Genomic DNA, 14289 nt, shown 5'->3' on the forward strand with positions numbered 1-14289 from the left:
TCGGATCGTCTACCGAGACAGCTTGCTCGTGTTTTTGCCCCTCTACGCTTTGATCCTGGCGTTGGTGATGAGGCTTCTAGTTTCCTTCGTGCCGGTCGCCGACCTCGGCCTTTACCTCGCTCCCGCCATCGTCCAATTCGGCAGCATTCTTCTCGGTACCGTGCTCGGCTTCGCTCTGATCGAAGAGAGGGAACAGGGAACGTGGCTTCTGCTGCGCGTGCTTCCCCTGCGACAGTCGACGCTGTTCCTGTACCTGGTTGCGGCTTCGACCATCTTGTCCAGTGTCGTGGGCCTGGCCGCGGCGATGGTGTACGGCTATCCGATCGCCGATCCGGTTGCATTCTCGTGGATGCTCGTGGCGGGCTCCCTCCTGGCGCCGGTCGTAATGCTCGTTCTCGGTGTTCTCGCAACCAACAAGGTCGAGGGGCTCGCGGTCAACAAGCTCGTTAGCATCAGTCTGCTCTTGCCCGCCCTGGTTTTCGTCGCGCCACTCCCATGGCAGCTCGTTGCCGCCTGGCTTCCAGGCTACTGGGTGTATCTGGGGCTTCTCGAGGCCTACGCCGTCGATCCCAGCGCCCTCTCCGCGGTTTACTGGCCCAACTATCCCGGCTGGTTGCTGGTGGCCGCGCCGATCGCGCTCTCGCTCGGAGGCACCATCGGGCTGGCGCGCGCGTACATGCGACGCGCATCTTGAAGGTTCGGCCGCTCCGACGCCCTGCGGTTTGACGACCCGGCGCGCATTCGCGAAGATACAAGCAGGGTGATGAAGAAAACTCAGCCCACCCTGCGCGAGCGGAGCGAGCCCGGCGCGCCTGCCGCGCCGTAAGCAGCTCGAGCCGGGGCGGCTCGATCGATTACGGGTCCCGCCACGGCATTGAGTACTCGAGAGAAGTCTCCGGCTGGACTTCCTTCAGTGTCGCCGAGTGAAGGGAGACAACCCATGTCGCAGAAAGACGAGGCCTCGGGTGCTTCCCCGTCCGAGAGCGAGACCGAAACATTAGGGCTAAAGGGCGCACTTCCTGGCCGGGCACCCATTCGCCAGTTTCGACTCCGCGTCCTCGACGGACCTTCCTCCGGACTCACGTTTACCTCCTCCCGGCCGCGCACGGTCCTGGGCAAATACCCCTCGGCGGATTTCGTATTGAAGGACCCCACGGTCTCACGTTTCCATTGCGAGCTCGAGATCGAGGGGGATCAGGTCGTCGTTCGCGATCTCAAGAGCCGAAACGGGACGTTCGTCGATGGAACCAAGGTATTGGTGTGCTGGCTCCACGATGGTGCGACGCTGAAGCTGGGACAGACTAAGCTCCGGTTCGAGCTCAGATCCGAGCCGGTTCTCGTCCCACTTTCGACACGAGTGCGCTTCGGATCGATGGTGGGACACTCTCTCGTGATGCGGGAGGCCTTCGCGGTGCTCGAGCTCGCGGCCAAGAGCAACGCAACGCTGCTTCTACGGGGTGAGACGGGTACCGGCAAGGATCTCGCCGCAGAATCCGTTCATTTCAAGAGTGGCCGGTCCGAAGGCCCCTTCGTCGTCGTGGATTGTGCCGCGATACCTGCAAACCTCCTGGAGAGCCAGCTGTTCGGCTACCAGCGCGGCGCTTTCACCGGAGCCGACCGGGACCATGTCGGCGCCGTCGAGACCGCTTCCGGTGGCACGCTGTTTCTGGATGAGGTCGCGGAATTGAGCCTCGATCTCCAACCCAAGCTCCTGCGCGTGCTCGAGCAGCGCGCGGTCCAGCGCCTGGGCAGCAACCAGCAGATCCCCGTCGACGTCCGGATCATCGCCGCCACGAACCGCAATCTGCGCGAGGAAGTGAACGCTCAGCGATTTCGGTCCGATCTCTTCTACCGGCTCGCGGTGGTCGAGCTCGTCCTGCCGCCCCTGCGCAAGCGCACGGAGGATATCCCTTTGCTAGTAGGAGAAATCCTCGGAAGCTTCGAAACTGAGGATTCCAGTGTATTCGAGGAGTTTCGAACCTCGGAATTCTTCGAAGACTTGGCGAGGCACACCTGGCCGGGGAATGTCCGCGAGCTCCGCAACTACCTCGAAAGGTGCGCCTTGTTGGGCACGCTCGCTCCTCCCGTCGACGAACAGGAAGCCGATAACCCACCCCCAATCGATGTCGAGCGGCCGCTGAGCGCCGCCCGCCAATTGTGGCTCCAGTGGTTCGAGAAACGGTATCTGGAAGCGCTGCTGCGGAAAACCGACGATAACGTGAGTGCGGCGGCCCGTTTGGCGAGGGTCGACCGCGCTCATTTCCATCGCCTCCTCTGCCGCAGCGGGCTGCGGTGACGACTGTTGCGTCGCACGCTACAGATTGACGGAGACCTGATGCCTGCGGCGCAACAGGCGTAAGTTACCCACGCTCGACCCGTCGGGTATCACCCAGGAACATCGACGTTTTGCGAGGACTGTTACGACCGCGAACCTTGGCATTGATCGTGTATAGGCATTTGCTACTTGGAAGGAAGCGTGATGAAAGTGGCGGCCGTGTCAGACGTCGAATCATCGGGGGACAATCTAGCGGCCGGGGAGGAGACAAGATGAGCAGCTCTAGCTATCTAGCGACCGTCCCGGACGAGACGTTTTGCGGCGAAAGTGAGGAAAGCAACGGGAGCGACCGGAGTTATCTGGCCCCGAGCGCGTTCTGCGATTCGGACCATCCCCTGATTCGGGCGATAGCCCTCGAGCTGACCAAGGATTGCTCGAGTGACGCGGAAAGAGTGGCCGTGCTCTCGAATTGGGTCAGGGACCGGATCGGCTACCGGATCCCGCCGTACCCGCAAGCCGCTTCCGACACGTTGAACAGCAAAGCCGGCTCGTGTTCCAACCGAGCCAACCTCCTGGTCGCGTTGTTGCGGTCTCTCAATATCCCGTCGGGATTCCATCTCCTGAAGGTGGAAGCCAAAGACTGCTTCGGTCGGCTCGCAAGTCCCGTGTTCCACCCGTTCCCCGATGGGTCCTCCCACGTGTTTTGCGCGGTGCAGCTCGGCAACAAGTGGGTCCGGTGCGATCCGTCGAAATGGCATATGACCGTGGAGAGCGCGTTCAGCGAATCGTAGGGCGCGCCGGCGGAATGCGTGAAACCGTCGAGTCCGCGTAGGTTGGCTCCCCGGGTAGGATTCGAACCTACAGCCTACGGATTAACAGTCCGCCGCTCCACCATTGAGCTACCGGGGACCGGGGGCGCGAAGCCCGGAATTATAGCACGCTTCCAGCCCGTACGACCTGAACAGGAGAACGAGCGCGGCTTCAGCCTCCTGAACTTCGGCTGCTGCTGTCGGTTCCCCTCGTCAGCTCTTGTAGCACGAGCTTGGCGACCGCTTTCAGGGTATCGAACACTCCGAACCCGTCCTCCGAGGCGGCGATCGCTTCGAGCACGGGCTCGGTGTCGATACAGAGCTTCGACTTCATTTCCTCCACCGGCACCGCGCTCGGAAGGTCTCGCTTGTTGAGCTGAAGAACGTAGGGAATCGTACGGATGTCGTAGCCCTGCGCTTTGAGATTCTGCTCCAGGTTCCTCAGGCTTTCCACGTTCGCGTCCATGCGCTCACGCTGGGAATCCGCAACGAATATGACGCCGTCGACACCTTTGAGGATGAGTTTGCGCGAGGCGTCGTAGAAGACCTGCCCCGGCACGGTGTAGAGGTGGAAGCGAGTCTTGAACCCGCGGACGTTTCCGAGCTCGAGAGGGAGAAAATCGAAGAACAAGGTCCGATCGGTCTCGGTCGCCAGCGAGATCAATTTGCCCTTGGCGTTCGGATTCGTCTTTTCGTAGATGAACTGCAGGTTGGTCGTCTTCCCGCACAATCCAGGGCCGTAGTAGACGATCTTGCAGTTGATCTCTCGTGATGCGTAATTGATGAAAGTCATTCGCCGTCTTACTCGCTGAACAAGCTGTCGATGTCCTCGTCGGTGATCTCGGCGAACGGTGACTCGAAACCGGCACCCGAGGACGCCTTTTCGGCTTCGACCTTGTGCATGATGGTGTCGAAGACGCCGTTCAAGTCCTGAGCTGCCTTTTTCACCCGCAGTCTGACCAGGCCGAGAGACGACCGTTCGTCGAAAATGACCACGAGAATCACGCGAAGCCCGACGATAGAAATATGAATGTTGTCCCGCTCGCCTTCGTGAAAGAGTACCGAGAACTCTTTCTCGCCGATGAGCTTGGCGAGAGCGTCCGTCGCCGCGACGTTGCCCGCCGTCAACGAAGCAAGCGACGTGGTGTCTAGATTGTCGATGTTGCCGTGGGCGGCGATCTGCTGCCCGTTCTTGTCCACCAGGAACACGAGCTTAGCGTTGGCGTCGGTGCGGAGCTTGCTCAGAATCGTCTTGATCTGATTGAACTCCTCGTCATACATCACCACATCAGTGGTCGCCATGACTCTGATTTCCCCCGTCCGAGACCTACACGCGCAAAGGGATGGGGCTGCGGGCTTTGTTTACGTTATAGATATAGCGAAAAGAGGGCCAATTGGCAAGCGTCGCGTGGCCTGGGTCAGTACTCGCGGCGGCCCTCTAAGGCTTTACCCACCGTCACTTCGTCGGCGTAGTCGAGGTCGCTGCCGACGGGGATGCCCATGGCGATGCGGGTCACCCGGACTCCGAGGGGTTTGATGAGCTTCGAGACGTAAATCGCGGTGGCCTCACCCTCCACGTTGGGATTCGTTGCGAGGATCACCTCTTCGACCTCGCCATTTTGAAGCCGGGCCAGGAGGCCCTTGATCTTCAGCTCCTCGGGTCCGATCCCCTGGAGAGGCGAGAGGCTGCCCATCAACACGTGATACCGGCCCTTGAACTCGTGGGTCTTCTCGATCGTCACGACGTTCGGCGGTTCTTCGACCACACACAAGAGCTTGCCGTTTCGCTCCGGGCTGGAGCAGAAGAAACAGGGGTCCCCGTCGGTGATGTTGTTGCATATCGAACAGGTCGCTATCTTCTCTTTGACGTCGAGGACTGCCCTCGCTAGATGTTGGGCCTCGTCGCTGCTCGCTCGCAGGCTGTGAAAGGCGATGCGCTGCGCCGACTTGACGCCGATCCCTGGAAGCGCCTTGAGCTCGGCGATGAGTCGAGAGACGGGCTCGGGGTAGTCCCTCACGTGAAGAGCCCGGGGAGATTGCCCGCCATGGATCCGAGCTCCCGCTGAGCCGCTTCGTCCACTTTCCTCGCTGCCTCGTTGACCGCCGCGGTCACCAGATCCTGGAGCATCTCGATGTCGTCCTTGTTCACGACCTCGGCGTCGATGGTCACCCCGGTGACCACCTTGTTGCCATTCATCTTCACTTTTACCATCCCACCGCCGGCGGCGGCCTCGACGGCGATGGCGTCGAGCTGTTGCTTGAGCTTCTCTTGCAGGACTTTTGCCTGCTTCATGATCTGGGTGAGTTTCATGTCTCAGCTCCTTCGCTTCGTTTCATTCGACCCCGGGGAGCACGTCTTCCACCTCGCCCTGGAAAGTCTCGACGAAGCGTTGCACGAGCGGATCGTCTTCCGCCTGGCTTCGCACCGCGTCGCGATCGGGTGCCCGATCGGGCGACAGGGGATCCGGCTTCCGCGGATCGTCGATCTCGACGACGACGGCGATGTCTCGTCCCACGAGCTGCGAAAGCTGCGTTGCGAGAAGGGCCCGCATCTCCCGCTCGTCGAGTTGTTCCGCGATGACCCTCTGATCCGCCGCATAGACGAGACGCAGCCGGCCGTCCTCGAGCTCGGCCCGCTCGTGGCGTGACACGAGGGCATGAAGCATCGGCTTCGATGTCTTGAGCTTGTCGACGAGCGGTTTCACCGGGTCGGTCTCGGCGTCCCCGGCCTTCGCCGAAGGACGGGAGGGAGCTTGGGGGCTCGGCTCGGAAGTCTCTCGAGGCTCGTTACTCGCGACCGGGGGAGTATTGCCGGAAACGAGACTCTCGAAGCGTTGGAGAAGCTCCTCGAAGCTGGCCAGTCGACCGAGCTGCGAGAGCTTGAGAAGGGCGATCTCGAGGTGGAATCGGGGCTCGGGCGAGCTTCGAAGTGCCAGCTCGGCCTCGGCGAGCACGTGAAGGCTTCTCACGAGATCCTCTTCGGTGAGCGATCCGGCGAGCGATTCGAGCTCGGGACGCTCGCTCGGTACTTCGAGCAGCTCGTCGGCGTCGGGGGCGACTCGGGTAACGAGAACGTCTCTGATGTACTGCATGAGAGCGGAAGTGAAATAGCGAAGATCCCTGCCGCCGCTCACGATCCGATCCACCGTCTTTAGTATCGCGCCGGTGTCGCGGGCGATGATGGCCTCCAGGGTCTCTCGGAGCACGTCGCGCTCGATGAGGCCGAGAAGCTCGGTGACGTCCCGCTCTCCGATTCGTTTGCCGCTCGCCGCGCTCACCTGGTCGAGGGCGGATATCCCGTCCCTCAGGCTTCCCGAGGCCACCCGGGCGATCGCGGCGATGGCGGCGTCGTCGATTTCCATTCCTTCGGCGTCGGCGATCTTCTGTAGTTGAGCCGCGATCTCGGAAGGGGCGACGGTACGGAACTCGAACTCCTGGCACCGCGAACGTATGGTGTCGGGAATCTTGTGTTGCTCGGTAGTCGCGAAAATGAACTTGACGTGCGGCGGTGGCTCCTCGAGCGTCTTCAGGAGCGCATTGAAGGAATGCGTGCTCAGCATGTGCACTTCGTCGATGATATAGATTTTATGCTTGTCCCTAGACGGAGCGTAGGGCACCGTCTCGAGAAGCTCGCGAAACTCCTCCACTTTGGTGTGAGAGGCTCCGTCGATCTCGAGAACGTCCATGGATCGACCCGCCGCGATCTCTCGGCAAGCGTCGCACTTCCCGCAAGGGCGCACCGTCGGGCCGCTTTGGCAGTTGAGCGCTTTGGCCAGAATGCGTGCGGTCGTCGTCTTGCCAACCCCGCGGACGCCGGCGAACAAGAACGCGTGAGCGACCCGGCCCTTTTGAATGGCATTCGTCAGCGTGCGGCAGATGGCCTCCTGGCCGATGAGGTCCTCGAAGACCGCCGGCCGGTACTTGAGTGCCAATACCTCGTACGTCATGGGGCTATCTTTCTCATCACTGTCCTTCGACCCCGCCGTAGCCCGAAGAGGGGGTGGAGCCCCGCGGCTCAGGCGATCTGCGGCACAGTCGAGTACCTGCTACCGCTGCTCCCTTCCGGGCCTGACGGGGTTAACAAGCTCGACTCGCACAGGACCTGAACCGCAGGACACGAAACCTCTTCTCCGGAATGGCTGGCATGGCGGGCACGGGCTGGCGGAGGGGGTGGGATTCGAACCCACGGTACCGTTACCGGTACACCAGCTTTCCGGGCTAGCCAAATAAGCCACTCTTGCACCCCTCCAGCTCTGCTTCGGAGACGGGGAATTATACCGCGCTCTCGGCGACGGCGCCCGACCGCTCCTTCGCGCGCCGCTTTTCTGGCAGCCCCGCGAGGGCGGTCGAGAGCGAATCGAGGCTGTGATAGGTAACGGGAACGACGACGAGCGTCAGGACGGTGGCGACCGTCAGCCCGAAGATGACGGCGACGCCCATGGGACCCCACCATTGTGAGGTCTCGCCACCAATCGTCAGGGTCCTCTTGAAGAAATCCAGGTTGATCCCCATCGTGAGAGGTACGAGGCCGAGAATCGTCGTTACCGCGGTCAGAAGAACGGGGCGGAGGCGGATCATTCCCGCACGGATCACAGCCTCCGTCTTTTCGACGCCACCCGCGCGGAGCTGCTGGATGAAGTCGCAGAGGACGATGGCGTTGTTGACGACGATGCCCGCCAGGGAGATGACGCCGATCCCGGTCATGATGATTCCAAAAGGAGTGGCGGTCACGATGAGACCCCACAGAACGCCGATCAGGGACAGCACGACCGAGACCATGATCGTGAACGGAAGCACGAGCGAGTCGAACTGCGTCACCAGCACGAGGACGATGAGGAGGACCGCGATCACGAAGGCGCGCTGCAGAAACGCCTGCGATTCCGCTTCTTCCTGGTTCGATCCCGCGAAAGTCCAGCGGTAGCCCGAGGGGAATTCTATCTCTTGGAGTCTCTCGGCGACTTCTTGCCGGACGGAGTCCTCCGTCCTTCCCTGGGCACGAACCACGTCACCGTCCACGGTGACGACCCGCTTCAGATCGACGCGCTGGATCGCCGCGGGACCGACGCCCGGCTCGAGTCGCACGACGGAGCGCATCGGGATGGGAACCCCGTCCTCGTCGGGCACGGTCAGATTAGAGACGTCGTCCAGCGACCGGCGCGCTTCGGGTGCCAGCCTAACGACGATGTCGTACTCGTCCTCGCCGATTCGGTACTTCGACGCGTCGGTGCCGCGGACGGCGGTTTGCACCGTGGTGGCGATGTCCTCGGTGCTCACACCGGCGAGCATCGCCTCGATTCGGTCGACGTGCACCCGGAGCTCGGGCTTGCCTCGATCCAGATCGTCGTCGAGATTCACCAGGCCAGGCACGCCACGAATGCGCTCCTTGATGTCCTGGGCCAGCCTGGCCAGGACGCGAAAGTCGTCGCCAATGACCCTGATGGTGACGGCTTTTCCCACCTGGGGGCCCTCGGCTGGCTTGTCGACCTTGATCTCGGCGCCGGCGAGGTTCGAGACGGCTTCACGCACCTCGTTCAAAGTGACGAAGGAGCTCTGCTGGCGAAACTCCCGGTCCAGGAGATCGAGCGTGATCCGACTGGTGTTCGAGACCCCGCCGCTCCCGCCGCCGAGCGCGTCACCCCCCTCGATGCTGATGCCCTTGGATCCCACGTTGGCCACCAGGTGGACCGCATCCTTGGTGTCCATCGTGCGGGACTCGATCTCGCGCACGATGGCGTTGGACGTTTCGAGCGTGGCTCCGCTGGGGGCTTCGACGTCCACCAGGATCTGCCTCGGCTCGATCTCGGGAAAGAACTCCACACCTTGTCCCAGGAAGGCATAGGCGACGAATGTGAACGCCAGCAGGGCGCCCATCACCCAGATCGTTCCCGATCGGCGATCGGTGACGTAGGGAGGAAGAGACCGCGCCGCGCGTCGCGCAAGGCTCCAGAGGAGCCAGATGATTCCCTGGAGCAGGAAGAACCCCGCGCCCAACCCCATGAGCGCGCCGACGACGGCGAAGATGGTCGGACTCTGGGTCTCCACGAGCATGGCCCCGAGCGCGAGGAACGTTCCCAGGAGCGCGAACGAAACGAAAGCGAGCGGAAGCGCCCAGTTACGAAGAAACCAGCTCCGCGACCCTTCGTCGGATGCGGGCTCGAGCAACCACGTCAGAAGGCGGTGGTAGCGCGCCATGAAGGTGCCTTCCCTCCGAGTCTTGGTCGAGACCTGTCGCTTCGGATCGGGCATGAAATAGGCGCAAAGGGTCGGATTGAACACGAAGGCAACCACGAGTGAAGCCGTGAGCCCGATCATGAGCGTGATGGGAAGGTAAGACATGAAGTCGCCGACGATGCCAGGCCAGATCAGCATCGGAGCGAATGCACAAAGTGTCGTGATCGTCGAAGCGATCACCGGCATGGCAACCTCCCGAGTACCTCGCGAGGCCGCGCCCACGCCGTCCTCTCCTTCCTCGCGGTGCCGGTAGATGTTCTCCACGATCACGATGGCATTGTCGACGAGCATTCCCAGAACCAGGATCAAGCTGAAGAGCACGATCATGTTCAGCGTGTATCCCAGCGCTTGCACCACGACGAAGGAGATGAGCATCGACAGGGGAATGGCGACGGCGACGAAAGCCGAGTTGCGGAAGCCCAGAAAGGCCATGAGAACCGCGACGACGAGTATCAGTCCGGAGATGATGTTGTTCTCCAGCTCCTCGACCATGAGCCGTATCTGCTTCGACTGGTCTCCCAGGATCGTGACCACGGTTCCCGCCGGGAAGGTCCCCTCGAGGCGCTGCAGCTCTGCCTTGACTTCATCGGCCACTGCGATGAGGTTCACTCCGGTACGCTTCTCGACCGTGAGCGTCACCGAGGCGTCTTGATCCACCCGGGACAACGTGCTCTCTTCCTCGAAACCGTACTCGACGCGCGCGAGGTCGCGCACGTAGATCGGTTGTCCATCCCGGACCTCGAGGACGAAATCCTCGATCTCCTGCGGGTCTTCGACCTCGGCGGGCAGTCGCACCAGATACTTCAGCCCCCCGACCTCCACCTCGCCCCCGGGAACGTTGAGATTCTCGCGCGCGACCGAGACGACCACGTCGGAGAGGCTCAGCTCGTAGAAGTCGAGCCGCCTCGGATCGACGTAGACGTGCACTTCGCGGTTCTTTCCACCAATGATCTGAACGCGATTGACGCCCGGGATCGCCTCGAGGTCGTCTTTCAGGTCCTTGGCGATGTCGGTGAGACGCACCAGCCCGACCTGGCCCGAAAGGCCCACGATCAGGATCGGGATCTGCGAAACATCCACGTCCTGGATGCGCGGGTCCTCGGCTTCGGGAGGAAGGTCCGGTTTCGCTAAGTCCACCTTCTCCCGCACTTTCTGAATCGCAGTATCGATATCGACCTCGGGATTGAACTCGACCTGAATCGTCGAGATCCCCTCGGCGCTCGTGGAACGGATCTCCTTGATGCCCGAGATCGCCTTGATCTCGGTTTCGATCGGCCGGGTGATCAAGGTCTCGATGTCCGCCGGGCTGACGCCGGGGTAGACCGTATAGACGAAAATGAGAGGGATCTGGACCTCGGGGAAGGACTCACGGGGGAGCGAAACGTACGAGGTCACTCCGGCGACGGCAATGAGGACGGTCAGGACGTAGACCGTCAACCGATGGTGGATGCTGTAATCGGTCAATCGCATCAGAGCTCGCCCCCGTCCACGACCCGGACTCTCTGACCGTCGATGAGATTACGGTGGCCTCTTACGATGAGCTCTTCGCCCACCGACAGTCCTTCGACAACGACGATCTTCCCCGATTCGCTCGGGCCCGTCGTGACCGGACGTTCGCGGGCGCGCTCGCCATCCAACACGAAAGCCACGCTACCCTCGTCCCGCTCGAGAACGGCGTCGCGGGGGACGACGATCGCTTCCTCGAAGACACGGCGGACGAGAGACAGGCGCACGATCATGCCCGGCCTGAGCTCCGCGGTCTTGTTGTCGACCTCGACCTCGATGGGGAAGGTTCGATTCTGCCCCGTTGCTGCGGGCCCGAGGAAGAAAATCCGCCCCCGGAACTCGCGAGCAGGATAGGCGTCGATCTCGATCGCGGCGCCGCTTCCGCTGGAGAAATAGACGATATCGTTCTCGGGAATGCCAGCGACGGCCTTGAGCTTGTCGACCTGGTGTAAGACGGTGATACGGGAGCCGGGAGCGATGACTTCGCCCGGCTCGACTTCACGACTCACGGCGACACCGGACACCGGCGCTCGAATGATCGAGCGCTCGACTCGAAGCTTCGCCTGGGCGACCCGCGCCTCGGCGCGCTTGAACAAGGAGGTCGCCTCGATGAGGTCCTGTCGCGGCACGGCCTGACGGCTGAAGAGCTCGGTCGTCTTGTTGAAATCGGCTTCGGCGGCCTGGAACTCGGCATCGGCTTCGGCCAGAGCGGCGTCGAGGAGGTCGGTTCCTACACGGGCAAGCACCTGTCCTTCTCTCACTCTGCGCCCCTTCTCGAACTCCACTTGCTGAACCGTGCCTCCGAGCTCGGTCGAGACCTCGACTTCGACCCAGGGCTCGAGCCGCCCCGCCAGATGAAGCCTGTCTTCGAGCGCGCTCGCCGCTAGCTTGGTGACATGCACGTTGATCGGGGGCGCCTCGGGCGGGACGACATTCACGGGCTCGACCGGCGCCTCGTCGCAACCCGACAGGATGGCGGTTATCAACGCGAGAACGAAAACCTTGTGTCTTGCGGTCACGGGTCCCTTTCTGCCGAGGCGACGCTCGACGGAGCTTCGATCACCGAGTGGGGCGAGTCGGCGCGGAACCCGACGAGGTATTTCATTTCGGCGAGCGCGACGAGGGCGTCGTGGGAAGCGGTCATCTGGTTCAGCTCGGCTTGTCGCAATGCCAGGGTGGACTGGATGACGTCGAGCGTCGTCGCCGCACCCCATTTCAAGGATTCTTCGGCCACCCTTTCGGCCTCGCGAGCCCCTTCCACGGCAAGCGTCGTCACCTCCAACGCCTCGAGCGCTCGAAGCCACGTTCCATGGGCTTCCTTCAACTGCACCGAGAGCTCATTGCGAAACGCGTGCTCGTCGTGCTCGTTCTGGGTAATCTGCGAGCGCAAGGCTCCGACCTGCGAGCGGGTGCGAAAGCCGTCGAAAAGCTTCCAGTCCATCGAGACCCCGACGACCCAAGTATGCAGGGCTAGATTGGTGACGTTCTGATCGGCGAAAGTGTTCACGCCAAAACCGGCATTCGCCCTGATTTGCGGCCTCAGCTCGGAACGGGTCACGCCGATGCGAGAATCCAGCACTTGCCGGTCGACCGCGAAACGCCTGAGCTCGGGTCGGTGCTCGCCGGCAAGCTCCAGAAGCGCCTCGGGCCGAAGGATGGAAGGCACGGCGTCGCCGAGGGAAAGCTCGGCCACGATCTCGAACGGCGCGTCGACGGGTCGCCCCAGCGTGTTGTTGACCGAAGCTTCGGCGATTTGAAGGTTGTTCTCCGCCGCCAGGATCTCCGGTGCGAGATTGGCGAGGGTAACGCGAGCGCGGAGCGCATCGAGCCGGGTCGCATCGCCGAGCTCGAATCGGGCCTCGACCTGCGCGAGCTGACGTTCCCGAGACGTCCGCTCGGTCTCGAGGACGGCCAGGCTTTGCTGGGCGAGAAGAAACCCGTAGCAGGCGCGCACGACGTCGTAGGAGATTCGGTTTTCGACCCCGTTCACGTCGAGGTTGACGCCGGTCCTCTCCTGCTTTGCCGCGTTCATCGCGTTGGACACGCGGCCGAACGTGTACACGGGCTGCGATACTTCGAAATTCCAGATGTAGTTCGTGAAAAAGAACGAGCTCAGAGATTCGGCGGGAATCGGGTCGGGACCCTCGAGAAGTCTGGCGAAAAACGGGCTGTTGCGAAGGCCAGGGTCCCGGTTTTGCCGGTAACCCAGAGCGAGATTGAGCTCGGGTAACGCCTCGGCCCTCGCTTCGCTGACCAGTGAGGAGAACTCTTCCGTCTTCTCCCGTTCGCCGAGAACCTCCGGATTCAAGGCTAGCGCGACCTCCACCGCCTGAGGGAGTGTGAAGCGCAGGAGACCCTCTTGCGAGTCATCGCCCGCAGACGAGGAGGCCAGAACGATTATGAACGCCGTGGACGCGGCGATTTTCGCGGAAATCATGGTGTCGATTCCTTGACCAGCGTGCCCGCTCCGAAAAAGAAATGCTCGAGCGCCATCTCCACGGACACGGGATTGGCTCGGCATGCCCGCTCGGCACGGAAGTTTCGGATTGCGTGCTCGTGAATGAGGCTTACGAGTTGCTCTACCAGGAAGTTCACGCCGACTCCGGTGCGTGGGAGAAACTCTCCCGCAGCGATGCCCCGTTCGAAAGTTGCCACGATGTGCCCGCGGGTCGTCCGGTACATCCTGTCGAGATCGGGCTCGGGCTGACCTTCCCTTGGGCCATAGAGCATCGAGAGCATGAACTCGACCGCGGCGGGTGACTCCTGAGCGAGGCGAACGTGGGCGCTCACGATGGACTCGATCGCACGGTGAAATGGCTGGGGTTGTTGGAGCGCGCGCACGACATTTCGCTCGACGGACGCCATCACGATCTCGGCGACGCGGAGAAACAAGCCCTCCTTGCTTTCGAAGTAATAGCTGACCATCGGGGCCGTGACCTTGGCCTCGGCAGCGATGTTCCGCAGGCTGGTCGCTGCGTAACCCCGGCGACCGAAGCTGCGCATCGCGTACTTCAAGATCAGCCTCTCGATGGCCGAAACGGTCTCTCGGTCCGCCGAGGGATTGGCCGCCTCGATTTCTTTCAATAAAGTCATTGTTGTCAATTACTTAACGAGTATTTAAACGTGTGCCTACCGATCTTAACAACTGTTCAGGAAGCACGCAAAAAATTCGATTTCATCGGCACGGACTTTGGCAGGCCTCCCGCCGCGCCACCAAGGGTGGTCGCTTCGCGCGGAAGCCCCGGATCCATTTTGACAAGGCATTCCTTCTGTGTTAGAAGATTCCTAACCCAAAGAATTCTGATACTTCAGGGGTGGTCTCTCTCTCAGGGAGGAGCTCATGGCTTTCGTCGAGCCGAACGTCCGAAACAACAGGGACTCGCGGTGGAAGCTGAAGTTTCTGACCGTGGGTGAGCTCGCGATTTTCCTGAACCTTCCTCAATCCGAAGTGTTCCGATTGGCGCGAAC

At 61.9% G+C, this 14289-nt stretch carries 12 protein-coding genes, 2 tRNA genes and 1 other RNA gene; 3 read left to right on the forward strand and 12 right to left on the reverse strand.

The window, feature by feature from the left end; translation table 11 throughout:
• The 3 genes from VEK15_30025 to VEK15_30035 form a co-directional block, all read left to right on the forward strand.
• A partial coding sequence (locus tag VEK15_30025) for a hypothetical protein (GenBank protein ID HXV64974.1) occupies positions 1–694 on the forward strand: 694 nt, incomplete at its 5' end.
• 246 nt (positions 695–940) lie between these two features.
• Positions 941–2296 (forward strand): sigma 54-interacting transcriptional regulator, encoded by a 1356-nt coding sequence (locus VEK15_30030; protein HXV64975.1) that lies wholly within the window; start codon positions 941–943, stop codon positions 2294–2296.
• Between the two features lie 251 nt (positions 2297–2547).
• The gene (locus VEK15_30035) at positions 2548–3066 is read left to right on the forward strand and encodes a transglutaminase-like domain-containing protein (protein HXV64976.1); all 519 of its coding nucleotides are present in this window, start codon (positions 2548–2550) and stop codon (positions 3064–3066) included.
• A gap of 43 nt (positions 3067–3109) precedes the next feature.
• Here VEK15_30035 and VEK15_30040 read toward each other — a convergent pair.
• The 12 genes from VEK15_30040 to VEK15_30095 all read right to left on the reverse strand — a co-directional run bounded on the left by VEK15_30040 (position 3110) and on the right by VEK15_30095 (position 13914).
• Positions 3110–3184, reverse strand: a tRNA-Asn gene (locus VEK15_30040).
• 72 nt (positions 3185–3256) lie between these two features.
• Positions 3257–3877 (reverse strand): ADP-ribosylation factor-like protein, encoded by a 621-nt coding sequence (locus tag VEK15_30045; protein HXV64977.1) that lies wholly within the window; start codon positions 3875–3877, stop codon positions 3257–3259.
• Positions 3878–3885: 8 nt separating this feature from the next.
• Positions 3886–4386: a roadblock/LC7 domain-containing protein gene (locus VEK15_30050; GenBank protein HXV64978.1), complete on the reverse strand. Its 501-nt coding sequence runs from the start codon at positions 4384–4386 to the stop codon at positions 3886–3888.
• A 116-nt stretch (positions 4387–4502) separates the two neighbouring features.
• A complete protein-coding gene (gene recR / locus VEK15_30055; protein HXV64979.1) occupies positions 4503–5102 on the reverse strand; it encodes a recombination mediator RecR in 600 nt (199 codons plus the stop codon).
• Positions 5099–5395: a YbaB/EbfC family nucleoid-associated protein gene (locus tag VEK15_30060; GenBank protein HXV64980.1), complete on the reverse strand. Its 297-nt coding sequence runs from the start codon at positions 5393–5395 to the stop codon at positions 5099–5101. The genes recR and VEK15_30060 overlap by 4 nt, the downstream gene beginning before the upstream one ends.
• A gap of 22 nt (positions 5396–5417) precedes the next feature.
• Positions 5418–7031, reverse strand: a complete 1614-nt coding sequence (dnaX, locus tag VEK15_30065) for a DNA polymerase III subunit gamma/tau (GenBank protein ID HXV64981.1) — start codon at positions 7029–7031, stop codon at positions 5418–5420.
• 63 nt (positions 7032–7094) lie between these two features.
• An RNA gene (gene ffs, locus VEK15_30070) (signal recognition particle sRNA small type) lies at positions 7095–7192 on the reverse strand.
• A 51-nt stretch (positions 7193–7243) separates the two neighbouring features.
• A tRNA-Ser gene (locus VEK15_30075) sits at positions 7244–7333 on the reverse strand.
• Positions 7334–7356: 23 nt separating this feature from the next.
• Entirely contained in the window at positions 7357–10785 is a 3429-nt protein-coding gene (locus VEK15_30080) for an efflux RND transporter permease subunit (protein ID HXV64982.1), read from the reverse strand.
• Positions 10785–11840, reverse strand: coding sequence for an efflux RND transporter periplasmic adaptor subunit (locus tag VEK15_30085; protein HXV64983.1), 1056 nt, complete (start codon positions 11838–11840; stop codon positions 10785–10787). Before VEK15_30085 ends, VEK15_30080 begins: the two co-directional genes overlap by 1 nt.
• Positions 11837–13258 carry a TolC family protein gene (locus VEK15_30090; GenBank protein HXV64984.1) on the reverse strand — a complete coding sequence of 474 codons (1422 nt, stop codon included), beginning with the start codon at positions 13256–13258 and terminating at the stop codon, positions 11837–11839. Before VEK15_30090 ends, VEK15_30085 begins: the two co-directional genes overlap by 4 nt.
• Entirely contained in the window at positions 13255–13914 is a 660-nt protein-coding gene (locus tag VEK15_30095; GenBank protein HXV64985.1) for a TetR/AcrR family transcriptional regulator, read from the reverse strand. The genes VEK15_30090 and VEK15_30095 overlap by 4 nt, the downstream gene beginning before the upstream one ends.
• Positions 13915–14289 lie beyond the last annotated feature (375 nt).

The sequence above is a fragment of the Vicinamibacteria bacterium genome (assembly GCA_035620555.1).
Classification (GTDB): Bacteria; Acidobacteriota; Vicinamibacteria; order Marinacidobacterales; family SMYC01; genus DASPGQ01.

Coding starts and splice junctions, on each gene's coding strand:
- VEK15_30060 (HXV64980.1), bottom strand. CDS start 5,395: ATGAAACTCACCCAGATCATGAAGCAGGCAAAAGTCCTGCAAGAGAAG.
- VEK15_30080 (HXV64982.1), bottom strand. CDS start 10,785: ATGCGATTGACCGATTACAGCATCCACCATCGGTTGACGGTCTACGTC.
- VEK15_30030 (HXV64975.1), top strand. CDS start 941: ATGTCGCAGAAAGACGAGGCCTCGGGTGCTTCCCCGTCCGAGAGCGAG.
- VEK15_30095 (HXV64985.1), bottom strand. CDS start 13,914: ATGACTTTATTGAAAGAAATCGAGGCGGCCAATCCCTCGGCGGACCGA.
- VEK15_30090 (HXV64984.1), bottom strand. CDS start 13,258: ATGATTTCCGCGAAAATCGCCGCGTCCACGGCGTTCATAATCGTTCTG.
- VEK15_30045 (HXV64977.1), bottom strand. CDS start 3,877: ATGACTTTCATCAATTACGCATCACGAGAGATCAACTGCAAGATCGTC.
- VEK15_30050 (HXV64978.1), bottom strand. CDS start 4,386: ATGGCGACCACTGATGTGGTGATGTATGACGAGGAGTTCAATCAGATC.
- VEK15_30035 (HXV64976.1), top strand. CDS start 2,548: ATGAGCAGCTCTAGCTATCTAGCGACCGTCCCGGACGAGACGTTTTGC.
- dnaX (HXV64981.1), bottom strand. CDS start 7,031: ATGACGTACGAGGTATTGGCACTCAAGTACCGGCCGGCGGTCTTCGAG.